This is a genomic window from Arthrobacter sp. C2 (assembly GCA_024207135.1).
Taxonomy (GTDB): domain Bacteria; phylum Actinomycetota; class Actinomycetes; order Actinomycetales; family Micrococcaceae; genus Paeniglutamicibacter.
In genome coordinates this window covers 1,064,780-1,090,012 of sequence record CP042428.1, presented here as the reverse complement: position 1 = coordinate 1,090,012, position 25,233 = coordinate 1,064,780, and the positions used below count along the sequence as shown (strand labels likewise).

Annotated in this window: 21 protein-coding genes and 1 pseudogene; 9 read left to right on the top strand and 13 right to left on the bottom strand. The window is 66.5% G+C overall.

The features are described from left to right. Positions 1 to 88: 88 nt before the first annotated feature. The 11 genes from FPY90_RS05125 to FPY90_RS05075 all read right to left on the bottom strand — a co-directional run bounded on the left by FPY90_RS05125 (position 89) and on the right by FPY90_RS05075 (position 14,386). Positions 89 to 1,357 (bottom strand): CDP-glycerol glycerophosphotransferase family protein, encoded by a 1,269-nt coding sequence (locus FPY90_RS05125; RefSeq protein ID WP_498684210.1) that lies wholly within the window; start codon positions 1,355 to 1,357, stop codon positions 89 to 91. A gap of 249 nt (positions 1,358 to 1,606) precedes the next feature. Beyond that, on the bottom strand, positions 1,607 to 3,331 hold the full coding sequence (locus FPY90_RS05120; protein ID WP_498684208.1) for a glycosyltransferase: 1,725 nt from the start codon (positions 3,329 to 3,331) through the stop codon (positions 1,607 to 1,609). 941 nt (positions 3,332 to 4,272) lie between these two features. After that, complete coding sequence (locus FPY90_RS05115; protein WP_498684206.1) at positions 4,273 to 5,103, bottom strand: SGNH/GDSL hydrolase family protein; 831 nt, start codon at positions 5,101 to 5,103, stop codon at positions 4,273 to 4,275. A 925-nt stretch (positions 5,104 to 6,028) separates the two neighbouring features. After that, on the bottom strand, positions 6,029 to 7,057 hold the full coding sequence (locus tag FPY90_RS05110; protein ID WP_498684205.1) for an NAD-dependent epimerase/dehydratase family protein: 1,029 nt from the start codon (positions 7,055 to 7,057) through the stop codon (positions 6,029 to 6,031). After that, positions 7,054 to 9,642: an alpha/beta fold hydrolase gene (locus FPY90_RS05105; RefSeq protein ID WP_498684203.1), complete on the bottom strand. Its 2,589-nt coding sequence runs from the start codon at positions 9,640 to 9,642 to the stop codon at positions 7,054 to 7,056. Before FPY90_RS05105 ends, FPY90_RS05110 begins: the two co-directional genes overlap by 4 nt. Then, positions 9,639 to 10,664 carry a 3-oxoacyl-ACP synthase III gene (locus FPY90_RS05100; RefSeq protein WP_071215254.1) on the bottom strand — a complete coding sequence of 342 codons (1,026 nt, stop codon included), beginning with the start codon at positions 10,662 to 10,664 and terminating at the stop codon, positions 9,639 to 9,641. Before FPY90_RS05100 ends, FPY90_RS05105 begins: the two co-directional genes overlap by 4 nt. Positions 10,665 to 10,977: 313 nt before the next feature. Further along, positions 10,978 to 11,736 (bottom strand): hypothetical protein, encoded by a 759-nt coding sequence (locus tag FPY90_RS05095; RefSeq protein ID WP_498684202.1) that lies wholly within the window; start codon positions 11,734 to 11,736, stop codon positions 10,978 to 10,980. 98 nt (positions 11,737 to 11,834) lie between these two features. Then, a complete protein-coding gene (locus FPY90_RS05090) occupies positions 11,835 to 12,605 on the bottom strand; it encodes a hypothetical protein (RefSeq protein ID WP_498684200.1) in 771 nt (256 codons plus the stop codon). A gap of 69 nt (positions 12,606 to 12,674) precedes the next feature. Continuing rightward, entirely contained in the window at positions 12,675 to 13,388 is a 714-nt protein-coding gene (locus FPY90_RS05085) for a hypothetical protein (protein WP_498684198.1), read from the bottom strand. 69 nt (positions 13,389 to 13,457) lie between these two features. Beyond that, complete coding sequence (locus FPY90_RS05080; RefSeq protein ID WP_498684197.1) at positions 13,458 to 14,204, bottom strand: hypothetical protein; 747 nt, start codon at positions 14,202 to 14,204, stop codon at positions 13,458 to 13,460. A gap of 47 nt (positions 14,205 to 14,251) precedes the next feature. Continuing rightward, positions 14,252 to 14,386, bottom strand: a complete 135-nt coding sequence (locus tag FPY90_RS05075) for a hypothetical protein (RefSeq protein ID WP_498684195.1) — start codon at positions 14,384 to 14,386, stop codon at positions 14,252 to 14,254. A 374-nt stretch (positions 14,387 to 14,760) separates the two neighbouring features. Here FPY90_RS05075 and FPY90_RS05070 point away from each other — a divergent pair, with 374 nt between their 5' ends. The 5 genes and pseudogenes from FPY90_RS05070 (at position 14,761) to FPY90_RS05050 (ending at position 18,190) form a co-directional block, all read left to right on the top strand. After that, positions 14,761 to 15,597, top strand: a complete 837-nt coding sequence (locus FPY90_RS05070; RefSeq protein ID WP_498685516.1) for a transposase — start codon at positions 14,761 to 14,763, stop codon at positions 15,595 to 15,597. After that, on the top strand, positions 15,483 to 16,469 hold the full coding sequence (locus FPY90_RS05065; protein WP_498684194.1) for an iron-containing redox enzyme family protein: 987 nt from the start codon (positions 15,483 to 15,485) through the stop codon (positions 16,467 to 16,469). The genes FPY90_RS05070 and FPY90_RS05065 overlap by 115 nt, the downstream gene beginning before the upstream one ends. Further along, positions 16,466 to 16,582, top strand: a pseudogene (locus FPY90_RS05060) (CDGSH iron-sulfur domain-containing protein); the annotation flags it as partial. The gene FPY90_RS05065 and the pseudogene FPY90_RS05060, both read left to right, overlap by 4 nt. 156 nt (positions 16,583 to 16,738) lie before the next feature. After that, positions 16,739 to 16,912, top strand: a complete 174-nt coding sequence (locus FPY90_RS05055; protein ID WP_498685648.1) for a hypothetical protein — start codon at positions 16,739 to 16,741, stop codon at positions 16,910 to 16,912. 195 nt (positions 16,913 to 17,107) lie between these two features. After that, the gene (locus FPY90_RS05050; RefSeq protein WP_498684192.1) at positions 17,108 to 18,190 is read left to right on the top strand and encodes a carboxylate-amine ligase; all 1,083 of its coding nucleotides are present in this window, start codon (positions 17,108 to 17,110) and stop codon (positions 18,188 to 18,190) included. 845 nt (positions 18,191 to 19,035) lie between these two features. Here FPY90_RS05050 and FPY90_RS05045 read toward each other — a convergent pair. Continuing rightward, positions 19,036 to 19,479, bottom strand: coding sequence for a DUF1003 domain-containing protein (locus FPY90_RS05045; RefSeq protein WP_498684189.1), 444 nt, complete (start codon positions 19,477 to 19,479; stop codon positions 19,036 to 19,038). Between the two features lie 79 nt (positions 19,480 to 19,558). Further along, positions 19,559 to 20,977, bottom strand: coding sequence for a glucose-6-phosphate dehydrogenase (locus FPY90_RS05040; RefSeq protein ID WP_498684186.1), 1,419 nt, complete (start codon positions 20,975 to 20,977; stop codon positions 19,559 to 19,561). Positions 20,978 to 21,092: 115 nt separating this feature from the next. On the opposite strand from FPY90_RS05040, the gene ffh reads away from it, so the two are divergent. From ffh to FPY90_RS05020, 4 genes are all read left to right on the top strand, one after another. After that, positions 21,093 to 22,643: a signal recognition particle protein gene (ffh, locus tag FPY90_RS05035; RefSeq protein WP_071215264.1), complete on the top strand. Its 1,551-nt coding sequence runs from the start codon at positions 21,093 to 21,095 to the stop codon at positions 22,641 to 22,643. Next, complete coding sequence (locus tag FPY90_RS05030) at positions 22,633 to 23,844, top strand: hypothetical protein (RefSeq protein WP_498684185.1); 1,212 nt, start codon at positions 22,633 to 22,635, stop codon at positions 23,842 to 23,844. The genes ffh and FPY90_RS05030 overlap by 11 nt, the downstream gene beginning before the upstream one ends. A gap of 36 nt (positions 23,845 to 23,880) precedes the next feature. Beyond that, complete coding sequence (locus tag FPY90_RS05025) at positions 23,881 to 24,789, top strand: hypothetical protein (protein WP_498684183.1); 909 nt, start codon at positions 23,881 to 23,883, stop codon at positions 24,787 to 24,789. A 67-nt stretch (positions 24,790 to 24,856) separates the two neighbouring features. After that, on the top strand, positions 24,857 to 25,195 hold the full coding sequence (locus tag FPY90_RS05020; RefSeq protein ID WP_139194870.1) for a hypothetical protein: 339 nt from the start codon (positions 24,857 to 24,859) through the stop codon (positions 25,193 to 25,195). Positions 25,196 to 25,233 lie beyond the last annotated feature (38 nt).

Below are 25,233 nucleotides of genomic sequence, written 5' to 3'. Positions count from 1 at the left end.
AAATACGGCAATGCGGGTTGGTCCATTCTGAACGAATGGACCAACCCGCATTACTGCGTTTCTGCCGGCTTGAACGGCGCGGAGCGTGTCATTCGTCGGCGGAGTCTGGGGAGTCCTCGGAGTCCAAGGCGCTGCCGCGGAGCTCGTAAGACTCCAGCTGCTGTTCACGGCCCTTGATCAGCCCGTCGACCGCCGCGATGAAGTCCGTTGTTGAGGAACCTCGCTGGCGATCCCCAAAATAAAACGCACGCATCTGCAGGCGTTCCTCACTCGGAGCCGCGTTGAGATGCGTGGCCATTGAGGCCAGCAAGGAACCTTGGGTTGAATCGCTGATCACCGGGCAGGCCCTGCTGACGGGAACTTCCCGATTCAGCTTCTCCAAGTCGTTTCGCCGATCGGTAAGAATCAACGGCTTCTCTGGGTGTAGATACAGGAAGTCCAGGCCCACGCTCGAAACATCGGTGACCAACGCGTCAATGTCTTCGAAGAGCGCCAGGATGTTCTGGGCTTCAGCAATCACGTGTTGGGCACCGGCGGTGTTGTGTTCTTCGAGGATTTCATTGATCCGCGTGTGTGCACGTGCGACTGCGGCTGTCGTCGAGGTCAGGATGCGTGGATGGGGCTTGTAGATGACTCGCATGTCAGGGAGGGCCACCAATGCTTCGATGATGCTCTCGCCAAAGAGATCCATTGAGGTGTAGTTGTTTGCATCGTTCTCACCCTCCCACGTGGGTGCATACATGACCGTCTTGCCCGTGAATGCGGGAAGCTCGGACTCAAAACGCGAGTCCAACTGTGGCCTGCCAACGCTGAGAAGCTTGTCCAGATCGAAATCCAGTAGGACGGCCTTGTGGCGTTCCACGGCGGCCGGGCCGGCAACAAAGATCTTGTCGTAGGCCTTCGCCTGGTTCGAGACCATGGAAAGCTTGTCGCTCTCGCCATGGTTGACATGGACGTGTACCGGTCTGGAGGCGGTCAGGGACTGGAAGTTCGCCACACCGTTGTTGACATAGAGGCAAAGCTTGAAATCATTGAAGTTGTAGAAGTTCACGAGGTCGTCCAAACGGCGGACGTAGATCTTGGGGAGGTCGGTCAACTTCCGGAAATGGCGCATCGTGGGCACCTTCCGGAAGACGAGCACGACACGGTGGTGCTCGTGGAGCTGCTCCAAGGTGGGGATCCACTGTTCAAGTTGGTACGCCTTGTTGACCACGTCGCTGAAATAGACGACGACGTCTCCGGCCACCGGAATATGGTCCAATTCGTGATTGGCAACGGTTGCCGTGCCCAGGCCAAGCCATCGTCTGGTCTTAATTCCCGGTTTGGAACTGATCGCTGCCTTGAGCTGTTGGCTCAACCAATCCTTCATCGTGCCGGTCACCTGCTTCCGTCATTTCATGCCCGTTCTCCGGCCGCCGTAACGACCGGCGAGAAGCGGGGAAACCCGATATGTTCGTTGCCCTTAAAGCTGGCAGCGCAACCTGTGCGCTTGATGAGGATTACCTTGATGGAACCAATCCTCCGGCACAGAAGGGCGTATTGATAGTGCGTGGCTGTTGGCCGCGGTCCACGGATCCCGGCGCGCGAGGACGGGAAATCCCCACGGCTATTTGATGCTCAGGTTTCCGTAGGCCGTGAAATAGGGCACAGATGCCGGCTTGGGCGTGGCACCGAGGCGGATGGTGCGTTTCAGACCGCCAACGTCAAGGACGGCGTTGATGTCCAACGCATCGGATCCCGGAAGCTGGGCGCGCAGGGAGGCTGGAATCCTGAAACCGAAGATGCCGTCCGATTCGTTGTACGGTTCGAACGTCTTTCCCTGGCCGGCGTCGGTTCCCCGTTCGGTGACCACGAGCATGAGGCCCCCGAGATGCCCGGAGCCGGTGTTGACGGCCACCTCCAGATCGGTGTCGCCGTCCGGATGGAAGCGCAGCCCGGCCAGCCGGACCGTGGCAGCCGCGAGGACCTCGCGGTCTTTCTTGTTCACTCGGGCCATCTCAAGGGCTTCCTTCCAGTGGGTGAAGATTTGCTCGCTGCTGTATTGCCTAGCAGATTCAAACGCCTGGTCTGACATCCCGGCGCACAGCGCATCGTCAGCCAGGAGCCGTCCCAAGGCCATGGCTGCGGCTTCCTGGTCGCCAAACGGGACTATGAACCCGTTGCGTCCATCCTGTATGACATCCCTGGGGCCGAAGTCCACGTCGTACGCGACCGGGACGCAGCCATGGGCCTGGGCCTCGAGGATCGCCAGCGATTGGCCTTCGAACCTGCTGCACAGCAGGAGGACACGTGCCTTGGACAGTCGCCGGGCCACGTCGTGGACGTGCCCGTGGAAGCTCACCAGATGACCGATGCCGAGCCGGCGGACCTGCTCTTCCAGGACGGGGCGTTGGTCCCCGTCTCCGATCAGGTCCAGGTGGACAGGAACGTTCGCAACGGACACGGCGTTGACGATGTCAATGACCGCACCGATGTTCTTGCCCTTGGTGAACCGCCCCACGTGGACCACCGTTCCCGGATCCCGGGCTTCGAAAGCCGGCAACGTGTCCGGCCCATCCACGGGGTTGCTGATCACCACGGTGTTGGAGCCGTTGCCGAACCTCCGCACAAAGGCGGTGCGCTGTGATTCGGTCAGGAAGGTGATCCCGTCCCAGGCGTCGCGGTTGTCGATGATCTTCCGGTGGGCGGGGGAGAGCTTGCCGGTCAGCGTGTCCTGACCGGCTGCGACATGGGTGCTGTGGAAGTTGACGAACTTCAGTGCGGTGGGATGCTGCCATGCGAAGAGGAACCCGGCGGAGAACTTGCTGTCAATGATTACATCGGCATTGCTTCGATCCACCAATTCGGTCAGCCAATGCCGGTATAGCCGTGCGGCACTGGTGAATTCGAGCTGGACGGTTCCGTCGGCGGCCAGAAGCTGCAGTGTCCTGACTGTCTGGTCGGGATCGTGCGGGGCCGGGAGCGTGGCGTCCACCAGGTACACGCTGCCGTCGCGCCGGTGGTATTCACGCTTGGACAGCTTGTCGTTGCCGGCGGAAGTGTAATCAACGCAAAACAGCGACCCGTCCAACGACCGGTCGAGCCGCGCGGCCTCGGTCCAGGGAATCCCGGTCCCGCGCAACTTCAGCCCGCGACCCGTCTCCGTGGCCGGTGGCTGCTCCGCATAGTATTCATGGAGATTGAGGAGGGGCACCTCGGGGTGAAGCTTTCCGTTGGCCGTCAACGCGGTGCGAATGGCGTCGAGCTCCGGGTTGGCGTCAAAGGTCACCACGGCGCTGGGAACGCCGCCCTCGTGGAAGAGCCCGGCACGCTTCAGGCACATGGCTGTCATGCCGCCGAAACCCTGCTCTACAGCCCACGTGACCATGAGCGCGGCCCTTGGTGCCCGGTGGGGCTGTGGCGGCTGGCTCACCACGTGGCCCGAAGGGCCTGAGGCTTCATGGAATGGCATCGACGGGTTCTCCTTGGGTCGGGGAAGCGGCTTCGGGGGAGTTGCCTTCGTCCACCGTAACGCCTCATCCTTGGCACTGACCAAGAATGGATACCCGCCTTGTCTTGGAAAAACTGCTCGTCCTTGCGCAGGCATCGGAGCTTGAGAGGCCGTGAGTCTTCCCTGGACAACGCCGCACCGTACCGATGTCCGATCCAATATTCGACCTGATCACCCAGCAGCGCAACGCCAACAATGATCGCAATCAACAGGAGCAGGGGGTATTCCCAGCAGTTCGTGGGCCACACCGGCGGTGAACACCAAGGAATCGCCGCTGAGAAAGGGGTATCGGACACCGGAATCGACAATGACGATCACCGCAACGAAACCCAAAATCCAGGATCCAGCGTCCTCCGGGAGTGTGAGTGGATTGGCAAGGTCCGTGCTGCTGATTCCGAGGGGGAGCAAGAACAGCAGTGATTTCGGCGAAATCCTCGGTTGGGGCATTTCCGGGCAGGTAACGGCCAGGACCACGCCTCAAGAAGCATGCCCCCGCAGCACCGGTTCGTACCGTTTCAGCTCGGTGAAGCCGGGCGACCTCGCAGCCGGACTCGACGCCGCACGCAGCCGATTCCACCCCGAATCGGAGCTGCTGCGCGGTAAACCATTCTTGGCCGCCGCTCCAGTGTCGCCTAGATCAATGCACCGCGTGGTTCTCGATTCCCCGCCGGCGGACGGCCGCGCAATGCTGACGGTCTTCCCGCCCCGCCCCCGCCGCTGGCCGAGGGCCGAGCGCACGCCCTCCACCTGCGCCGGGCCCCCCGCCTGCGCAGGGCCCACGATCATCGCTGGGGGTCGACCGCCTGGGCGTTGGCAGGCACCGTGGCCGGCAGCGTCGCGGTGGTGTCCTTCTGGCCCAGGTGAAGCGTGGCCAGGCGCGTGGCCAATACCCCGGCGAGCAAATCGTGTCCGTCCTGGGTCAGGTGCACGTCGTCGGCCAGGTGGCTCACCAGGCCGTACCGTGCCAACCAATCCCTGGCTCCCACGAAGGCGATGTGGTTGCTGCGGGCGTAGTTCCCCAGCAGGCGATCCACCTCCGCGCGCCGGGAGCCGGCCGGTGACCGGACACCGGAGAGGGTCCCGATCATCAGCATCCGCGATGTCGGGTAACGGTGCTGAAGTGCTTGGACGGTTGCGTCGGCCCCCTGCAGGATCCGGGCATCGGTGGCCCCGGTCCTGGCATCGTTGCCGCCGCCTTCGATGACCACCAATGCGGGCGCCCCGGATGGAAGAGCCCATCGGCCTTGGTTGAGCGAGGTGGGGTAGTTCGGCGATCCGGACCCGTTCGATGTGACGAACCCGATTCCTCCGGCGCCCACGAACTGCACGTCGTATCCGGAGGCCCGCAACGCGGTTTGGGTCCACGTCCGATGCCCGGGAACGTTCGCGGCTCCGGCCGATTGCGAGTCGCCGACCAGCAACGCGGTTTTGGCTGTGGATGCGGGGCCCGCGCGGTGCGGCACCAGCTCTGCATTGCCGGCGGTGCTCGCGGTGCCCACCGCCGGGGGCGTCGAAAGCACCGGCGGCGGTGAGGCTCCAAGCAACAAGGCGAGGGAAATGCACGCGGCCACGGCCAAGGCGCCGAGACGTTCCGGGAAGCCGGTTCGCGCCATGGCGTGCTCGCAATCGCTCGGTTTCGTGCCGTTTCTCCCCGTGGAGTTGGGGGCCAAGCGGCAGACCGGTGTGGTCTTGCTACAAGGATGCGCCCGATCGGCTGCAATGTTGCCGAGAATCGCCGGGCGTTACCCCGATGTCTTTTCCGTGCCGGTGATGCAAAGGTTTCCAGGGCGAATGAGGGACAGCCCCCGGTGGCCTGGTCCCCGATGCATGCGCTGGACACCCCTGAGGACCCGAAGTTGCCCAGCCACTCCGGCGTGGCACCCACTACGGTGGGCGATAGGCCCTGGAGCGGGATGGAAATCATGAATTCGGCCCGGATATCCTTGCGCTTCCCGCGGGGTCCGGGGAGTGCCGGAAGACGCCGTTGCGCCAAGTGCGGGTGGCCATGGAAGGCCCGGAGAAGAACCGTTCCTTGTCACCGCGCGGCGCAAATCAATCCTGTGTCCCGCCGCGACGGGTCGCGAACATTGCCCGGTCCTTTCGTGTTCGGCATTATGGGCCGAGCCGGTCACCCGGCAAGGCCAAGAACGTCGCGACTCCCGGCACCGGCACTGCGCCTCGCAGCCGACAATCCCCGCTTTAATGGCCGTTGCTCTGCTGGGCGAATCACGGCAAGGTACCGTGCGCGGTGGCCAAGCACATGGCTGCGGCCAGCGCAACGATCGCCTCTTCGTAGTCGATTTACCTGGCTGGGTGGAAAATGCCCGAGAGCACCACCAGCATGCCGCGCAGCGGGCGTGGGGCAACGCAGAACAACCCGATGCCGGCCGGGAGCGCGACCACGTTGGAGGCCATGCCCGGGGAATTGTCCCGTCGGTTTGATTGCCGTGTTTTCCATGGAGAGCGGCATCCCAGGAAACGATGGCCTCAACGGCGAGGCGCAGCCCCAAGTAGCCGGTGGTGCGGCGTTCTGCCGGGTTAGCTAGCCTGCCCGGGTCCGGTTCCGCCATAGTGGGAGGCGAGCCGATCCAGCCCTTCGTCAATGCCCACGCTGGGCTCCCAGTCCAGCACCGCGCGGGTTTCGCGCTGGTCGAACCAGTGCGCGGTGGAGAGCTGTTCGGCCAGGAACCTGGTCATGGGCGGCTCGTCGCGAACCAGGTTCCGCGACCCGGCCGCGATCCACAAGCGCTCAATGACCGAGCCCGCACCTCTCGCCAGCCAGCCTGGGACGCTGGTCCGCGGCGCGGGAACGCCTCCGGCATTGCAGATCCCGGCGATCAGCTCGCCCACGGGGCGCGGTTCGCCGTTGGTGACCACCAGGGAGCGCCCGTGGGCGTGTCCCATGCGCTCGAGCCCGCGCACGATGGCAGCGGCGGCATTGTCGATGTAGGTGGTGTCGATCAGCGCGGCACCCTGGTCCAGCAGCGGAAGCCTGCCGCCGGCGGCCCGCTCGATCACCCGTTCCACCAGCTGGGTGTCGCCCGGGCCCCAGACCACGTGCGGCCTGATGGCCGTGACCCGGAATTCAGGTGAGTCCTGGGCGAGCGCGCTGAGCTCGGCAGCAGCCTTGGACCGTGCGTAGTTCCCGCGGGCACGGTCCGGATCGGCAACCCCGGCCCCGGCTCCGGCCAGCGGCTCGCCGAAGTGGGCGACCGAGGGGGAGGAGACAAACACGAAGTCCCGGGCTCCGGCGTCCCTGGCCGCTTCGAGCAGGGTGTTGGTTCCGGTGATGTTGGTGGCCACGAAGTCGTGCCAGGACCCGGTGAAGGAGACCTTGGCCGCCAGGTGGATGACGGCGTCCATGCCGTCCACGGCACGGCGCACCGCGGCCGGGTCGGTCAGCGAGCCCAGCACCTCGTCGGTGCCCGCCGCGGAGGCCCGGCGCTGGAAGGTGCGCACCTGGTGCCCCTTGGTCCGCAGCAGCGCTGCCACGGCCCCGCCGAGCAGCCCGCTGGCGCCGGTGACCAGCACGCGGCGCGGGGCCACGGGATTCGGCTCGGCGCTCATGGGTTGCGGATCCTTCCACCGGCCAAGGTGCCGGTGGCCCATGCGGCCAGTGCGGCCCGGTCGATCTTGGAATTGTGCCGGATGTCGGTGGGCAGCTCCGGGACCACCAGTACCGCGGAGACCTTGGTCCCGGTGCGGGCGACCGCGGCACGCACGGCCTGGGCCAGGGCCTCGGGTGCGGGGGCCGCGCGGCGGGCCGGCGGCACGGTCTCCATGACCACCACGGAGGCCTGGGTCCCCGCGGGGCCCACGCCGACCAGTGCGGCGCGTCCGGCGCCGGTCACGGACTCGGCGGCCTGTTCGGCCGCCACCGGGGTCTTGGGCCCGGTGGGGGTGTTGAGCACGTGGCCCAGCCGTCCCTCGACCCAGAGTCGTCCGGCGTCATCGAGGTGCCCCACGTCCCCGGTGCGGTGCCAACCGGGGATCGAGGTGCTCAAGCGCTCGGTGATCCAGAGCCTGTCGTAGCGGTCCTTCACGTGCGGGGCACGGACCAGGATCTCACCGGTGAGGTTGGGCGTGGTTTCCGGTGTGTCGCCGGCGGTTCCGTTGGCGTCCAGGGGCGCAATGGCAACCTGCGCCCCGGCGACCGGGGTGCCGACGCAGACCCCGTTGCCCGATCCTGCGGCACGGATGGACTCCAGGTCGATGTCGGTGACCGGAAGGGCCTCGGTCATCCCGTAGGGGGTGTGCACCCGGGCCTTGGGGACCAGGTCCTGGACCTTGGCGAGCAGGGGTTCGGGGATCGGGGCGCCGGCCGAAAGCATCAGCGAGATGCCTTCCAAGACCAGGCGCTGGGACGCGTCCAGGGAATCCCGGGTTTCCAGGACATTGGCCAGGGCGGCGGGGGAGGCAAACACCGTGGTGGCATCCACGGCCGCTGCGGCATCCGCCAGGGCGCCGGCGGTGAGCGTGCGCGGTGCTGTGACGTCCATGTCCGGGGTCACCGAGGTGGCACCCAGTGCCGGGCCGAGCAGCGCGAACGGGGCGAACCCGGCCACCAGGGCCGAGCCCGCCTTCAGGTCGTAGGTCTCGCGCAGGGTGTCCCGCATCGCTGCCAGCTGCCGGTGGGTGTACACGACGCCCTTGGCCGGCCCGGTGGAGCCTGAGGTGAAGAGCACCGCGGCGTCCGCGTCCGGGTCCGCCTCGGCGAAGTCCGTGCCCGTTGGTGTTGCGTGGCTGCCTGCCTCGAGCAGCTCGGGGATCGTGTGTGCCACCCCGAGCAGCTTGCGCTTGGCGGTTGGCATGTCCGATACGGCGATCCGGGTTCCGGGCCAGCCCAGGAACCTGGCGCCGGTCAGCGCCCGGTCGATTCCTATGAGGTAGCTCGGTCCTGCCCCGCGGATGGCCCGTCCCAGTCCCTGGGTGCCCAGTCCGGCATCGGCCACGACAATGACTGCGCCTAGGCGCAGGCAGGCATAGATCAGCGAGGTCAGCTCGATTCCCGGGGGCACCAGCAGGTTCACCCGGTCCCCGGGCTTGACCCCGATCCCGGCCAGGCCGCCGGCCAGGGCATTGACCCGTTGGCCCAGCTGCGACCAGGACAGGGATTTGGGAGGGTTGATGTCAACGACCGCGGTGGTGCTGTCTTCGGTGCGCTCGTCGAGTTCGGCCAGCATGGGCCGGTAAGCGGCCAGGGCCTGCGCGCGGTGGGCGGCTTTTGATTCGGTGTTGTGGCCGAGCCAGTCAAAGACCGGGGTGGCGATGTCGCGGTCCTCGGGCAGCAGGTGGCCGGCTCCCTCGAAGCGGTGGACCGCGGCGTGGGGGAGTCGGCCCACCAGATCGCGCAGGTAGCGGTCGGAGAAGACCGGGTCCTTCGGGCCCCAGAGCAGCAGGGCGGGGACCTCCAGGGATTTGATGCCCTCGGCGATTGCTTCGAGCGCGGGTCGGCTGGGGTGGTCCTCGGTGAAGGGGATGTCGGCCACGAAGTTGCCCACCCCGGTGCGCCGGTTGGCGTTTGCGTAGGGGGCCATGAAGGCCTTGCGGACCTCCGGCTGCAGGGCCGGGTGGGCCAGCGAGTGGGTGGTGCGCAGGAACGCATCGGTGGATTTGGTCCCCCAGCCGTGCACCGCCGGGTGGGAAGCCAATCGCAGGGCGGCGGGAAGCTCGAAGCCGGCCGGGTGCACGGCGGTGTTGGTGAGCACCACGTTGGCCAGCTGCTCCCGGTGTCCCAGGGCCCAGCCCAGGGAGATGAGTCCTCCCCAGTCGTGTCCCACCGTGGTGACCGGGCCGCTGATCCCCAGCGTGGTGGTCAGGTCGCCCAGGTCGTTGACCCGGTCCGCGAGCCGGCGGAACACGCCGGTGCGGGCGGAGAACCCCATGTCCAGCTGGTCTACCGCCACCACGCGCCAGGGCAGCTCGTGGGCGGAGACGTGGTTCAGCAGGCCGCGCCAGAGGTAGGACCAGGTGGGGTTGCCGTGCACGCACAGCAGGGTGCCCACCGGTTCGATGCCCTTGTCCCTGAGCTCGGAGTCGTTGTCCAGCAGGTGCCACTGGTGGCTGGTGCCCGGTGCATCCGCCGCCGAGGTGGAGGGAACCTGGACGCGGCGGGAGAACCGGCGATAGACGCCGGGGAAGATCTCGGTCACCAGGCAAGCTCCATCATGGCGGTGTTCAGGCCCGAGCCGACACCCATGCACAACACCCGGTCACCGGGCTTCAACGTCTTGGCTTCCTGGGAAAGGGTCATCGGCAGCGAGGCCGGCCCGACATTGCCCCACTTGGGGAACGTGATCGGCACCCGGTCCCGGACCAGGCCCACGGCCTTGATAATGGCATTGGTATAGGAATTGGATACCTGGTGGGTCACATAGCGATCCATCGACCGCCAGTTCCAGCCGGCTTGGTGCGCCTCGTCCCAGGCGTTGACCACCAGTTCCAGTCCGTTGTCCAGCAGTCCCTTGGTGTCGGTGTACATGCCGTTCAGGCCGCCAACACACAGTTCGTGGTGTTCGGTCCCGGCGCGGGAGACGCCGCCCACGATCCGGTGGGCACCGGGATGTGCGTCGGCCGGGCCGATCACCGCGGCGGCGGCACCCGAGCCCAGAGTGAGGGTGGCGAACTGGTTCAGGTAGTCCTCGCGGGTCGAATCCTCGGCGTTGAGCCGGGCAAAGGTGGTTTCCTGGGTGGTCTGGGCGTCCTCGCCCGCCACCACCAGCGCGTACTTGATCTGCCCGGAATCGATCATGTTCGCGGCCAGGGTCATGCCGTTGACAAAGCCGAGGCAAGCATTGGTGATGTCAAAGTTCATCGCCGAGGAAGGCAGGCCGAGATCGTTGTGCACCTTCGAGGCAACCGAGGGCTCGAGGTTGCGCCGGGTCACCGAGGTGTTGATCAGCAGGCCGATCTGGCCCGCCTCGATGCCGGCCTCGGCCATGGCCTTTCCGCCGGCCTCCACCGCTGCGTCGTCGAAGCTGGTGCCCTCGGACCACCAGCGGCGTTCCACGACACCGGAGACGCGTTCAAGCAGTTTCTTGGACAGGCGCAACCGCTTGAGGCTGGGGGCCAGGCGTTCGTCGAATTCGGCCGAACTCAGGACCCTGGGGGCCTGCACGCTGGTGACGGCCAAAAGGGCCGCGTTGTCGTGCCTAAACGTTGCATTGCCGTTCAAAATCTAGCCTTTGTGTCGGGGCTGTCGTGCCGGTGCCGGCCGCGCAGAAAATGGTCGTCGGGGTCATCAGGGAATCCAACGATAAAGGTTGTCCTCCTCCTACCGTATTCCCTGCCGGGCCCTGCGCCACACACGGGCGCGCCCTTTGTTGTATGCGGCGCCCAACGGAAGGGGCCTCCCTGTGGCCGGGAGGCATGCGCAATCAGGCCGGAATCCGGGGGCTGGAATCGGCAGTTCGTTCGTCGGAAGGCCGGTGCCGGTTTCCCTAAGAGCCAAGCGCGAAGCGGGCCAGGGCGCAAGGAACTGCGGGTGGCTAAGCGGCAGGCAACGTGCGCCGCGCAAGGAACAGCGCACCCACCGCCATGGCCACCGCCGAGGCTGCGGTCGACACCGCCATCACCGTCTCGGCCCACCGGGCGTCATAGGCCTTGAGCGCAATCAGTGGCGAGACCACGTAGATGGCCGCGAGGTAGCCCGCGAAGCCGGTGCCGAGCAGGAACAGGCATGCGGTGCCGGCGGCCGGCAGCCTGACGCGCCACAGGGCAGCAAGGATCAGCGGAGACACCATCCCGGCCAGGAGCACGCCCCAGGACAGCCCAGTGGCATCCGGCATCCCGGACGCGGCTCCGGCGAGGCCGGAGATGAGCGCATGGGACCCGATCACGGCGAAGGAGGCCGCGAAGAGGACGGCAAGCAGTGCCTCGCATGTGGCAGCGGCGATCCCGACGAGCCTGAGGTGGTCCACCGTTGGATCCGGCAAGAACATGACGCCGGCGGCCATGGCCAGGACCCCGATCGCCTGCAGCAGCATTGCGAGACCGAACAGCTGCGCGGTCGTGCCCAGTGGGACCCAGTTCTCCACGGGAAAGTAGTAGTCGTAGCGGTGGTTCTCGATCAACAGGCCCCTGGGTCCGCGGGTGCCGGCTGGGACCACCCAGCGTTGCAGCACCGCGGCCAGCTGCATGAGGCAGGAGACCAGGAACAGGGCGGCGGCAATGGACAGCCACAGGATCCTGGCCCTGCGAAAACGCAGGGCTTTGAGGCGCGTTCCCGATGGCTTGCTGCCCGACATGGCCCAACCGTAGCAACGTGCCCGCACGAGTCAATGGCTGCGCTGGTTTCCGCCGCCGGGCGAGGCTGGCCGGGGCCCGGATCAATCCGATTCGTACACTACGCGGGCTCCACGCGGGCGGCCGCGCGCCGAACCACGTCCCTGGCGCCGAAGGCCATGGCCACCGCCGCGGCGGCGGTGGATGCCGCGACCACCGTCTCGGTGAAGCGGGCGGTGTCGTGGGACATGCCAAAGAAAATCGGTGCCACCATGTAGGTGGCCAAGAGGTAGCCCGCCATGGTTGACCCGATCAGGAACACGCACGCAATCCCGGCCGCCGGCAACCTGTATCCCCAGAACAGGGCCAAGGCCACCAGCCCGATCAGCGCGACCAAGAGCATCGACCAGAACACCCCCGGTCCGATCTCCAGCCCGGTAGCCGTCCCGTTGACCCCGGCGACCAAGACCAATCCGCCATGGAGCGTGAAGGCGGCCGCCACCAGGAGCACCAAAACGACTTCGACCACGGCGATGCCAACGGTGGCGGTCCGGCCGAACACCTTTGACGCGGCCGGCAGCAGCATGACCCCCAGAGCCATCGCCAGCAGGCCGAGCACCTGGATGAGCAAACCCGCCCCGAGGAGCTGGGCGGCGTTGCCGATGGGCTCCCAGCCCTCAAAAGGCAGGAAGTAGTCATAGGCGTGGTCTTCGACCGATCGGTCAGCCGGCCCCTGGGGGCCGCTGAAGGTCACCCAGCGCTGCAACGAGGCGATCAGCTGCAACGTAAAGGACACCAGGAGCAGCACCGTGGCGGCGAGCATGAATAGGAACGATGTCTTGCGGAAGCGCACTTCCCGGGCATGCCCACCGGTTTCGCTTAACCCCGACATGGCCCAACCGTAGCAATTTGCCTGCAGGAGTCAATGGTTGCCCGGGCAGCCGGCCGAGGGCCCCGGTGCTCAGTCGGTGCGGCTGGCCCTGCGCACCTGCGAACCGACTGCCAAAAGCATCGAGATGCCGGCCGCGGCGGTGGTTGCAATGACCACCATTTCGGTGACCGGGAAGAACCCGTCGCCGGCAAACGCGTAGAGCAGGGGAGTGATGACGCTGGAGGCCACGAAATCGCCCAGCACGGTGGAGCCGAGCAGGAACAGGCACCCGATCATGGCCGGCAGCGAGCTGCCCCGCCACCAGATGGCCGCGGCCACCAGGCCGACCAAGGAGAGAAGAAACATCATCCGCACCGGCAACTCTGGATCCATCATGAGGGTCTGGATGCCGGTGGAACCCTGGTCCCCGGCGAGCATTGCGTGGATTCCGAATGAGACGGCCACGAGGACCACTGCCACCGACCCGGCAACCACTGCCTTGCGTTTTTGCGCCACCCGCGGCAGTGCCAGCACCCCCGCGGCCATCGCCAGCATCCCGAGCACCTTGAGCCAGTTGGCCACACTGTACAGCCGAGCCGTGGCGGCGAACTGATCCTGCGGGTCGACCCCCGGCCCGTCGCCGGACAGCTCGCCGTTGAAGACCTCCCAGCCCTGGATCGAGGCCCGCTGCTGGATGACGGCCGAGGCGAGAAACAGCAAGGCGGCTCCGAGCAGGAGCGTGAACGAAACAGTGTGGAAGCCGACGCTCCGCGTGACCCGGGACGAATCGTTGATGGCCGACATGGCCCCACCCTAGCCAGCGCACCGCCGAAGTCAATGGCAGCGGACCTGCGCCGGTGCGTGGGCTTGGTTTTATCCCGCGCGCCGGTAGCGGCGCACCACGGTGCCGGCTGCGAAGACCATGGCCAGGGCGGCCGCGGCGCTCGTGCCGGCGACCACGCTTTCGAGCCAGGGGGTCGTGTCATGAGAGACGTAGCCGGCGATCATGGCAGCGACCGTGAAATTGGCGATCGCAGCACCGAACATGTTTGAACCCACCAGGAACACGCACGCCACCGATGCCGCCCTCGACATGCAGGACCACAGCCACGCCAGGGCTGCCAGGCCGCCGAATCCGCACCAGACCATGAGCGGGGCCAACACCCGCGAGTGCTGCAGATCGGAGGGCGCACCGTTGATCCCCGAGATCAGGGCATGGGCACCCATGACCGCGAACGCGGCGGCAACCAAGATCCCGAGCACAGGCTCGGCGACGATGCCGATCCGGTTGGGTGCCACGCGAGGCACGGCCAGCACGCCCAGGGCCATGGCCAGGACGCCCACGGCCTGGAGCAGCGTGGCCGCCCCGAAGAGCTCGGCCGCGGTCCCGATCGTCTCCCAGGGATCTGCGGGGAAGCTGTAGTCCAATTCGTGGTCTTCGACCGTGAGCTCGTTGCCGGGACGTTGCCCGCGCAGCACCACCCAGCGTTGGATCGAAGCCAGGTGCTGCAGCACCGCCGAGGCCATGAACAGCAAGGCGGCCGCAAGGAACCCGAAGACCGAGGCCCGGGGGAGGCGAACGGCCAGTTCGGACTGGCCTGTTTTGCTGGTGGCCGACATGGCACCACAGTAGCTGTGCCGCGCGGCAAGTCAATGGTGGTGGTGGTTCACCGGCCCGAGGTGCCCGGTCCGGTTCCGGGGCTGCCCAGGTGCTCCAGCTCGGTGCGCCGCTCCTCGACCATGGCCGATTCCACGGGCATGAGCGGAGAGACCAGTTCAAGGACCACCGGCTCATGGTTCATGGCAGCATCTCCCGCCAACGCGTCGGCAATCCCCGAAGTGACCTGCCCGAACACTTCGGTTCGAAGAGCACCGAGTGGAAGGGCCATCGCCGGTACGCCGCCGACTCCACCGGGAACATCGGCTCCTGGAACACCGTGCTGGCGGTCCTGCCGGGCCAGGCCGAGAGTCGCGGACTGCTCGACCGGGGCGTGTCGGTGGACTCCACGATCAACCGTGCCCACCAGCACCGCACCAGCCCCCGCGCCGCACAGGGGAGCGTGTCGATTGACAAAAAGGTGCTCGGCGAGCCACCTGACGCGCCATCGGCACGTCCCGCAGCGGGCCGGGGACCAAGATCCACTGTCTGGTGGAGGGGAAGCAGCGCCGGTTGGTGATGCCGATTGGACCCGGGCAGGCCGGCGATTTCGCGATGTTCGAAAACCTCCTGGACGCCCTGAGGGCCAAAGCCCCCTGGCCGCTCTGGACCCGTCCGAAGAAGACCCTGGCCGACAAGGCCTATTCCTCGAAGGGCAACCGGGAACACCTCCGGGACCGCGGCATCCCATGCACGATCCCCGAAAAGGACGACCGGAAGCCCAACCGGAAGCGCATGAACCCGGCCCGCGGGCGGCCGGCGGCCTGCGAGGCGGGAGGGCTCAAGCGGCGCAAAGCAAGTCGAGCGCAGCTTCAACGCCCTGAGGCAGTGGCACGGCATGGCCACCCGGTGCGCCTTGCTAGCCCCGACCTATCGCTGAGCCGTCGACCTCCGCGCCGTGCCCATCCGGAGAGCCGCCCCCCCAAAAAATCGCCATGGGGGACACGTCCTGGTGCGTCTCGAAGTCGTGCCTCACGACATGGATGGTCCGCCTTCCGGCCGGAACCGGCCTTGCCCACCGGCGGTGCTGCAGGCCGCCTGTCGACGGATGCCAAAATCCTTGTCGGCCAGGAATCGGTGAATTACGGTTGGTGGGGGACGAAACCCTGCAGACGGCAACGAGGACCATGGCAGCCCAACTCAAGCGCAGCTGCCTGGCCGGATTTCCAACTGCACCAATTCACGAACGGAGCATCATGCGAGTACTTCCCACGGAACGTGGACCGCTCAGTTCCGCCCTGTTGGCGACACTCATCCGCACGGACCTGCCCCCGGACCTGGGCCACCTCGGGGAAACGCTTCAGGAGGCCTTCGGAGCCGATGCCGACATCCTGTTCAACGAGGACCTCCAGCTGACCCTGTTTGTCCTGTACGAACTGCACTACTCGGGCTTCGATTCCATCCGCGAGGACTGGGAATGGCATCCGCCGCTGCTCGCCCTGCGCAAGCGGATCGAAGAACGCTTCGAGCAACGCCTGAAGGACGCCGTGGGAGAAGTTCCCCACCCGGCCCCGAACGCGCAGGCGGTTGCCGACGCGCTATTCGAGATGACCCGGGCGGCGACGGGCCCCTCGGTCTCTTCATTTGTGGCACGCCAGGCAACCCTGGAACAGGCGCGCGAATTCCTCATCCACAAATCCATCTACCAGCTCAAGGAGGCCGATCCGCACACCTGGGCGATTCCCCGGCTGACCGGACGGGCAAAGTCGGCGCTGGTGGAGATCCAGGCCGACGAATACGGCGGCGGGGTCCCCGGCCGAACGCATGCAGAGCTGTTTGCCCGGACCATGGAGGGCTTGGGACTCGAGCACGACTTCGGGAGCTACATCGAGGCCATCCCGGCCATCACGCTGGCTTCGGTCAACGCCATCTCCCTCTTCGGGCTCCACCGGCGCCACCGCGGCGCGACCTGCGGCCACCTCGCGATCTACGAGATGACGTCTTCGTTGCCCAACGCCAAGTACGCCCGCGGATTCCGGCGCCTCGGATTCGACTCGCCCGTCACCGACTACTTCGATGAACACGTGGAGGCGGATGCCGTCCACGAGCAGATCGCCGGAAGGGACCTCGCCGGCGGACTCATCGAAGCGGACCCCCGGATGATGCAGGACGTGTTCTTCGGTGCGGCGACCGTCATCCTGCTCGACACGTTGGCCGGGACCTGGCAGATGAACGCCTGGCAGTCGGGAACCAGCTCCCTGCGCGCCCAACTCCAGGGCGCATCGTGAGCGGTTCCGGGCCGACCAGCATCACCGTGTGTCCGCGTGGCCCGCTGATCGTGCGGGGCAGCTTCGACATCCTCGACGGAGACAACCAACCGGTCGATCCGCGGCGCGGGACCGTGGCACTATGCCGATGCGGCGGGTCGAAGATCAAGCCGTTTTGCGACGGCACGCACAAGCTGCTTCGCTTCGACGAGCCCCAGCAGCAGAACGCCGGCCGGGATGGCGGCACTCCACCGAATCCTTCACAACACAACAACAAGGAGCAAGACACCATGAATGAAAACCAGGAACCCACCAACGACGTTTCGGATGAAGCCAAGGACAGGGACACCCGTAAGGACCACGTCTCGGACCCGGCACTGTCCACCGACACGGGACATGACTGGACCGACGAAGGCGGAGCCACCGCATCCGGACCGGCTCTCGACGCCGACGCCAGCGAGTAGAACTTCGGCACCAAGTCCGTTGATTCCTGGTCCCGGGCGTCGTACCTCGCCCGGGACCACGCAAGCCCGGCAACCCCCGAGGGGATGCCGGCAGCCCTGGCCCGCCACGACGACCCGAACCATCGTCCCGCCACCCGTTGGCCGGCCCCGCCGCAAGCACCATGCCTCATCCACAGATCGCGCGGGAGGACCCCCATGAGCACGTTCGGCATCGAAGAAGAGTTCTTCCTGCTCAACCCGGACACCGGGATGCCCGGCGTTCCGGATCCCGTCGCCTCCGCCGCACTGATGGACATCCGGGCCGGGGGGAATTCCACCCAGTCCGAGCTGTTGGCCTGCCAGGTGGAGACCGCCACGCCGATCTGCAGTGACGGACCGGCGGCCCTTGCCTCGTTGCGCGAGTACCGCAAGGAACTGGCCCGCACTGCCCAGGAGCTGGGCCTGCTGCCCGTCGGACTCGGAGCGGCACCGGTGGTCCCCACCGGTCCGGCGGTCATCGCCGACCAGGAACGCTACCGCAGCCTGCACGAGTACCTGCCGGGAATCAGCTCGGAGCAATACGTGTCGGGTCTGCATGTCCACGTCTCGGTACCCGATGCGGATGCCGGTGTCCTGGCCCTGAACGCCCTGCGGCCCTGGCTGCCGCTCCTGCTGGCGATCGGATCGAACTCCCCCTGGTGGCACGGTGCCGACACCGGCTTCGCTTCCTGGCGCAGCATCCATTACCGGCGGTGGTCGGTGCAGGGCATCCAGCCGCATTTTGCCGACGGGCATGAGTACCGGACCCGGTTGGACACGTTGTTGGCTTCCGAGGTGGTCGTGGACGAGGGCCACATCGGCTGGGCCGCACGCCTGTCCAGCCGGTACCCCACCGTTGAGGTCAGGATCGCGGACGCGCAGCTGCGCGCCGAGGACTCGGTGTTGCTGGCACTGCTGGTGCGCGCACTGGTCGACACGAGCCTGCGTGCCCCCGCAACGGGCAGGCCGCTGTTGCCCGAGGTCCTGGACCTCGCCTTCTGGCAGGCAGCCAAGCACGGCATGGTCGGCAACCAGGTGGACCCCGGCAGCGGGCGGACCTTGGGGACCGGCCGGTTGCTTCAGGCATTGCTGCAGCTCATCGGCGAGGCGTTGTCCCTGAACGGTGACACGGATTTTGTCCACGGGGGCCTGGAACGCCTGGCACGGCACGGCAACGGTGCCCAGCGCCAGCGCAACAGCTTCCAGCGCGGAGGCCTTGTCCAGGTGGTCGGCGATGCCGGTGAGGAGCTGACGGCCTGAGCCGTTGGCCGGTGCGCAGGGGCCCGGCGGTGCCCGGGCACCGCCGGGCGACCCCGGGCGCGGAGGTGCCTTTTTACCGGAAGCAAGGCCCCGTTGATGGCCACGGTCACCTGCAGGTTGCCCAGGTGCCGTGTCCCCGAGGCAAACAGGGCATCGTGCACTTTGTCCGGGTCCTGGTCCGCGCATGCAATTAGCCGCGTGGTTCCGCGGGGCGGGGGCGCTAGCTCGCCCCGCTCAAGTCCCGGTTTTCGTCCGGGCGCCAGGCCCTGCCTGTTTTTGTGCCACCGGACATCGTCGCCCACCCGCCGGCATCAACAGGAATCGGGTCCAAGGTCCGGTCAAGCCGCCGACAAGCGCGAAAACAAGCGAGCCTGACGTACCGGCGGACCTGCTGATCCCGTCCGGCTCGATCTGGCAGGACCGACCGGTGGATCCCCGGTACGCCGTCCTCGTCGATGGGGAACCGATCTCCCCGATGATGAGAGATTCCACGGGCAGGGCGGGGAGATCGGCCCATGGACCACCGGGTCGTGGTCGAGGGCGGCATCCATCGCTACCGTGTCAGCTTCGCCTGCCGAGACCTGCCCGAACACCTCGGTTCGGGGAGGACCGTGCAAGCGCCGCCGCCGCGTGCCCGCCGCCGCGTGCCCGCCGTCGGCACCGGGGAGGCCGCGCCGGCTATCTTGCCGGGCCACGGCAGCGCGTAGCGCGTGGTCAACCGAGAGCTATGGTGGACTCCACGATCAGCTGTGCCCACCATCACCCGACCAACCTCCTGCCGCCCGCGGGAAACCACCATCGGGAGATCTCCTGGCTGTGCCGCGCGGCGAGTCAATGGCGGCGGTTCACCGGCACGGGGCGCCCGGGGTCGTTCCGGGCCTGCCCAGGCGCTGCAGCTCGGTGCGCAGCTCCTCGATCATGGCCAGCTGCGCCCGGTTCATCTCCATCAACAGGTCCAGGTCCCGCTTCGAGCCCATGTCCGTGTCCAGGTCGTGCTGGGCCATGGCCGCGGCGATCGCGTCCTGGCGCTTGGCCGCGATCAGTAAGATGGCGCCCTGGAGCCCCGCCAGCATGCTCAAAAACAAGTTCAGCAGGATGTAAGGGTAGGGATCCCAGACCTGGCCGGGGCGGATGAGGCTGTTGGCCGCCACCCAGAGCAGCATGAACAACACGAAGCTGCCCACGAACGGCCAGCTGCCCATGGAATTGCGCAGCACGTCGGCCGAGCGCTGGCCCAGGGTCAGCGATTCCCGGTGCTGCTGATGCCACGTTTTCTGGTGTGTACCCATGGCATCAGAGTAATGCCCGGTCGGCACCTCGGTTCGGCATTCCTTGCATGGCCTGCCCAGGCTTCGCGGGCGCCTACGGCTACAGCGTGCAGTTGGTGTCCCAGCCCGACGGTCCGTTGCCCCCGGCCGGGTACTCGTCCAGGTCCACCATGTCATCGGCCCACGCGGTGAGGATCGGGTCCACGATCCGCCAGCATTCCTCCGCGGTGTCCCCGCGCACCGACAGCGTCGGGTCCCCGGAAAGCACCCCGAGCAGCACTTCGCCGTAGGGGAGCAGATCCGGGGAGTTCAGTTCCGCCGCCAGGGTCACGTGGTCCAGGGTGTACAGGTCCCCGGGGCCGTTGACGTCCAAATCCAGCGAGAGGGTGTCGGGGCCGAACCCGATCCGCAGCTTGGTGGGCTTGTCGGTGCCCTTGAAGCCGGTGGGCAGGTGGGAGACCGGGCGGAAGGTGATGATCGCTTCCTTCCGGGCGGTGCCCAGCGCCTTGCCGGCGCGCAGGATGAACGGGACTCCGGCCCAGCGCGAGTTGTTGATGTGCAGCGTGACCTCGGCCAGCGTCTCGGTCTTCAGCGCCGGCTCCACGCCCTTCTCGGCCGCGTAGTCCGGCACCGGGCGCCCCTTGGAGGTGCCGGCGGTGTACCGGGCCCGGCGGGTGAACTTCCGCGGATCCCCGGCCAGGGCCGTGGCACGCAGCACCGAGCCCAGGTGGTCGCGCACGTCGCGCTCCTTCAGGGTGGCCGGGGCATTCATGGTCAGCAGGCCCAGGATCTGCAGCAGGTGCGACTGGATCATGTCGCGCAGCGCCCCCGCCCCGTCGTAGTACCCGGCACGGTCCTCCAGGGCGAGCTCCTCGTCGTAGAAGATCTCGATCTTCTCCACGTGCTCGGAGGTGAACAGCGGCTCGAGCAGCCGGTTGGCGAAGCGCAGGCCCAGGATGTTGAACACCGTGCCCTTGCCCAGGAAGTGGTCGACCCGGTGGATGTTCTCCTCCGGCACCAGGCGGATCAGCGTGCGGTTCAGGCCCTGGGCGGATTGCTGGTTGGACCCGAAGGGCTTTTCCATGACCAGGAGCGTGGTTTCGGGCAGTTGCCCTGGTTCCAGCACCTCGCAGGCCTTCTGGCTCACGGCCGGGGGCAGTGCGAAGTACAGGGCCACCGGGCCATCGAGCGTCTCGACCAGGTTGGCCAGCTCGTTGGGCTTGGTGACATCGAGCTCGGTGAAGGAGGTGTGCTTGGCGATCTTCGCCAGTTCCTCCCGGCCCGCCTCGGTGGCGTGCTCCATGGCGGCCTCGCAGGCTTCGGTGACGCGCTGCTGCCATTTTTCCTGGCTGTAGCCCGGGCCCCCGGCCCCGGCCAGGTGCAGCCCGGTGGCGCGGCCCGAGCCGATCAGCCGGGCCAGGCCCGGAAGCAGCAGCCTTCCGGTCAGGTCCCCGGAGGCTCCGAGGATCAACAATGTGCTTACGTGGGTGCCGCCGTGATGGCCTGTTTCAATGCTCACTCCTCTACATTGCCACGTGTTGCCCAAAACGCTCAGTCTTTCTTGGTAATCTTGGATGTTGAGTCCAGCGGGTTAGACCGCGCCTGAATCCCACAACGAAAGAAGTGCACGGCACGTGTTCAATTCACTCTCCGACCGCCTGACATCCACCTTCAAGAACCTGCGCGGCAAGGGCAGGCTGTCCGAGGCCGACATCGACGGCACCGTACGCGAGATCCGCCGTGCCCTGCTGGACGCCGACGTCGCCGTTCCGGTGGTCCGCGCCTTCGTGGCGCAGGTCAAGGAACGCGCCCTGGGCGAAGAGGTCTCGGCCTCGCTGAACCCGGGCCAGCAGATCGTCAAGATCGTCAACGAGGAACTCGTGGGCATCCTCGGCGGGGAGACCCGCCGGCTGAACCTGGCCAAGAACCCGCCGACCGTGATCATGCTCGCTGGCCTCCAGGGCGCCGGCAAGACCACGCTGGCCGGCAAGCTGGCCAAGCACCTCAAGGCCCAGGGCCACACCCCGCTGCTGGTCGCCTGCGACCTCCAGCGCCCCAACGCCGTCAAGCAGCTCCAGGTCAACGGCGAACGTGCCGGGGTGCCGGTGTACGCACCGCACCCGGGCGTCTCCTCCGAGTTCGAGTCCGCCACCGGCGACCCGGTCGCGGTGGCCCGCGACGGCGTGGCCGAAGCCCGCACCAAGCTCCACGACGTGGTCATCGTCGACACCGCCGGCCGGCTGGGCATCGACGCCGAGATGATGGCGCAGGCAGCGGACATCCGCGCCGCGGTCAACCCGGACGAGGTCCTGTTCGTCATCGACGCGATGATCGGCCAGGACGCGGTCAACACCGCCCAGGCGTTCAACGACGGCGTCGGCGTCACCGGCGTGGTGCTGACCAAGCTCGACGGCGACGCCCGCGGCGGCGCGGCCCTCTCGGTGGCCTCGGTGACCGGCAAGCCGGTCATGTACGCCTCCACCGGCGAAAACCTGGACGACTTCGAGATCTTCCACCCGGACCGCATGGCCTCGCGGATCTTGGACATGGGCGACATCCTCACCCTGATCGAGCAGGCCGAGCAGAACTGGGACAAGGGCGAAGCCGAGCGGATGGCGAAGAAGTTCGCCGACCGCGAGGACTTCACCCTCGATGACTTCCTGGCCCAGATGGCCCAGATCCGCAAGATGGGCTCGATGAAGAAGATCCTGGGCATGATGCCCGGGTCGCAGATCTCCCGCCAGCAGCTCGAGCAGTTCGACGAGTCGCAGATGGACCGCATCGAGGCCATCGTCCGCTCGATGACCCCGCACGAGCGCGTGGCCCCGAAGATCATCAACGGCTCGCGCCGCGCCCGCATCGCCAAGGGCTCGGGCGTGCACGTCTCCGAGGTCAACTCGATGCTCGAGCGCTTCGGCGAGGCGCAGAAGATGATGAAGAAGCTGGCCTCCGGCGGAGCGATCCCGGGCATGCCCGGCGGGCGCGGCGGGGCCAAGAAGGGTGCCAAGGGCGGGAAGAAGAAGCCGGCGAAGTTCGGCAACCCGGCCAAGGCCGCCCAGCTAGCCGCGGCCGAGGCCAACAAGCCCAAGGCACCGGCCGGTGCCGCCTTCGGCGCCGGGCCCAAGGACTTCGACCCGTCGGAACTGAACCTGCCCAAGGGGTTTGAGAAGTTCCTTGGCAAGTAGCCCCCACCCCGGGCCGGGAGGCGAGAGCCCGCAGTGGCTGATCGCCTCCATGGCCCTGATCTTCGACGAGCCCACCGGGAGCGATGCACACCGGCGGATCTCCGAGACGCTGCGCGCCAGGCAGTCCATTGCGCTGCTGGCCGAGCCGGTCTCCTGGGGTGAGCTCTGCGTGATCGAGATGGTCCTGGCGGTGAACGCCGAGGGGTTCATCGTCATGGCCGATGCGGACGGCAACACCAGCTTCGGGCAGCAGATCGAGGGATTTGCCATTGCCCTGAAGCGGGGGACCGGGGCCCGCTGGGCCGACTTCGACGGGGTGGATGCCGAAAGCGGCGAACCCATCGACGACGCGGCCCTCGAGTACCCCACCGGCGGGCGCTCGGTGCTGCTGGGTTCCTTCAAGGGCTCGGAGGTCGCGCTCTTTGCCGGGGCGACCAAGACCGCCTGGCACCACTTCTCCACCGAACACGGCGACGTGGCGGTGCACGAGGGCTACATGCCCGAGATCATGCTCTCCCGCGCCACCTTCCCCGCCATCATGCTTTCCCGCCTGGGCCCGCGCTTTTCCATGGTCTTCTGGTTCGAGGGACAAAATCGCAAGCTCCACGGCTACCCGGGCTTCGGCCACGGCTGGTCGGTGGCAGCGGCCCCGGTGCTGGACACCGTGCCCGGAACCGATTCCGCAGAGGTCGCCGACTTCCTGTCCCGCGAATGGCTGGCCCCGGACCTGGAGTCCATCGCCGAGCTGACCGAATACGGCATCGGCGAGGACGTGATCGCCCAGCTCAACGACGCCCTGGGCGGCAGCGGGTCGGTGGACAAGTTGCGCACCGTGCTGAAGATCTTTGGCCGCGATGAATCCCTGGCCGACTACGTCGAGGAAGGCACGCTGCCGGACACCGCCGTGCTGGTGGAGCCCAAGTCCCTGGGGTCCACGATTGCCAGCGGCATGAGCGCCGACGCGCGCGAGTCCACCGGGTGGCGCAAGTTCTTCAACGTGCTGGCCTGGCGCCCGCGCACCCAGGTCATCTGGGGCGTCATGGAGGCTCTGGTTGCCCTGGCCCTGGTGATGCTCACCGACTGGCAGCAGCCGTGGCTGCCGTTCTGGGCGGTGGCGCTCATTGCCGCGTTCTGGGGCATCGATGCGTTGACGAACCTGGTCATCGGCGGCTGGCGGTTGTGGGGCAAACGCAAGGCATAGGGCCAATCTGACTGTGCTTCACGTTAGTCTCGGGCCATGGACATCACCAATGGCTTGACGCTCAGCAAGGCCGTGAAGGACAAAAGTACGCCCCTATGGCAATTCCTCGACCAGAGGTTCCCGAACACCGCCCCCATCCGCCGGGAATACAAGGTTCGCGTCGGGGAGATCATCGTCGACTCGATGGGGGCCCACGCCGGCACCGTTGGAACTGCGATGGACCTGGCTGTGCGTCTAATGTTGGAACCAACGGACGTGCCGCAGTCGGCGCGATTCCTTTTGCGAGCGGACAAAAATTACACAGGCACAGTGGATGAGCTGGCTTCGATCGCCGGTTCGTCTGTACACGCCGGGGAGCGGGGAGCCGAAAGCTTTGCCCGGGCCGTATGGGGGCTGGCCTTGTGCGCAACGGTCCACCGGGTTGGCATGGCTGCTCCGTCGGTTGTGTTTGAACTACTGGGCTCCAAATCATTCAACGTGTCTTCCATGATGTCCCAGGCACCGGAAGTTGCCGTCCGGGAAATGACGGCGTTGTGTGGCCTGGCTGGCCGGAACCTGCTTCCTGCCTTGAAGACGCCCTTCCACCTTGGTCCCGAATTTGACGCGTCGCGTCGAAGCGGGGGAGCCGACGATCGCTTAATCGCTGCCGAAGCGGACCTGATCTGCAATGGATTGTTGATCGACATCAAGACCCGGCTGGGAACCAAGAACGCCAAGAGCGGCACTCGGAGCGACTCGTTGGGCATTGATGAAATCTACCAATTGCTGGCCTACGCTTTGCTCGATCGCTCCGACTCGTACAAAATCAACTCCGTGGGCATCTACTCGGCCAGATACGGTGCCTTGGTCAGCTGGTCCTTGGAACATGTCACCACGACGTTGGCCGGTGGGTCGTTTGATTTCGTGGAGGCCAGAGAACAGCTTTGGGAAATGCTTCGGGCCTAACCGCGCCGCGAGAAGTTTCGCCAGCAGAGGTAAAGCCACGCCTCCGTCACCGATCTTGAAAGGATATATGGAGTTGTCGACTCTCGTCGGAAAAAATCCGGATTCCAGCGACGGCGAAGTGCTTTTGCGGCTACTCCTGGAATCGCAAAGTTGGGCCCATCGGAGGGTTGATTCGCTTCGCATGAGTGCCGATGGCCGGACTCGTCGTCATGTATCCGTAGACGTCACTGTCCCCGAGGATGCTCAGATCCAAGGCAGCAAAGGCCGCATTGTCGTTCCACTGGCTGTGCTGAACAAGGGAACTAAAACCCGGCTGGATGCTCGATTTGAGGGGAAATCACTACCGATTCTTGGACGCAAGGACAACTCCAAGCTCGCTGTGGAGATGCTTTGCTCGGCGATCTGAAACCTCAAGAACTTTTCTCCAAGCGATGAATCCAGGGC

Bases quoted from the DNA above. Each gene is read 5' to 3' on its own strand.
- FPY90_RS05120 (WP_498684208.1), bottom strand. From the start codon at position 3,331: ATGACAGCCATGTGCCTGAAGCGTGCCGGGCTCTTCCACGAGGGCGGC.
- FPY90_RS05115 (WP_498684206.1), bottom strand. From the start codon at position 5,103: ATGGCGCGAACCGGCTTCCCGGAACGTCTCGGCGCCTTGGCCGTGGCC.
- FPY90_RS05110 (WP_498684205.1), bottom strand. From the start codon at position 7,057: ATGAGCGCCGAGCCGAATCCCGTGGCCCCGCGCCGCGTGCTGGTCACC.
- FPY90_RS05095 (WP_498684202.1), bottom strand. From the start codon at position 11,736: ATGTCGGGCAGCAAGCCATCGGGAACGCGCCTCAAAGCCCTGCGTTTT.
- FPY90_RS05090 (WP_498684200.1), bottom strand. From the start codon at position 12,605: ATGTCGGGGTTAAGCGAAACCGGTGGGCATGCCCGGGAAGTGCGCTTC.
- FPY90_RS05085 (WP_498684198.1), bottom strand. From the start codon at position 13,388: ATGTCGGCCATCAACGATTCGTCCCGGGTCACGCGGAGCGTCGGCTTC.
- FPY90_RS05080 (WP_498684197.1), bottom strand. From the start codon at position 14,204: ATGTCGGCCACCAGCAAAACAGGCCAGTCCGAACTGGCCGTTCGCCTC.
- FPY90_RS05075 (WP_498684195.1), bottom strand. From the start codon at position 14,386: ATGAACCATGAGCCGGTGGTCCTTGAACTGGTCTCTCCGCTCATGCCC.
- FPY90_RS05070 (WP_498685516.1), top strand. From the start codon at position 14,761: ATGCCGATTGGACCCGGGCAGGCCGGCGATTTCGCGATGTTCGAAAAC.
- FPY90_RS05055 (WP_498685648.1), top strand. From the start codon at position 16,739: ATGAATGAAAACCAGGAACCCACCAACGACGTTTCGGATGAAGCCAAG.
- FPY90_RS05050 (WP_498684192.1), top strand. From the start codon at position 17,108: ATGAGCACGTTCGGCATCGAAGAAGAGTTCTTCCTGCTCAACCCGGAC.
- FPY90_RS05045 (WP_498684189.1), bottom strand. From the start codon at position 19,479: ATGGGTACACACCAGAAAACGTGGCATCAGCAGCACCGGGAATCGCTG.
- FPY90_RS05025 (WP_498684183.1), top strand. From the start codon at position 23,881: ATGGACATCACCAATGGCTTGACGCTCAGCAAGGCCGTGAAGGACAAA.
- FPY90_RS05020 (WP_139194870.1), top strand. From the start codon at position 24,857: ATGGAGTTGTCGACTCTCGTCGGAAAAAATCCGGATTCCAGCGACGGC.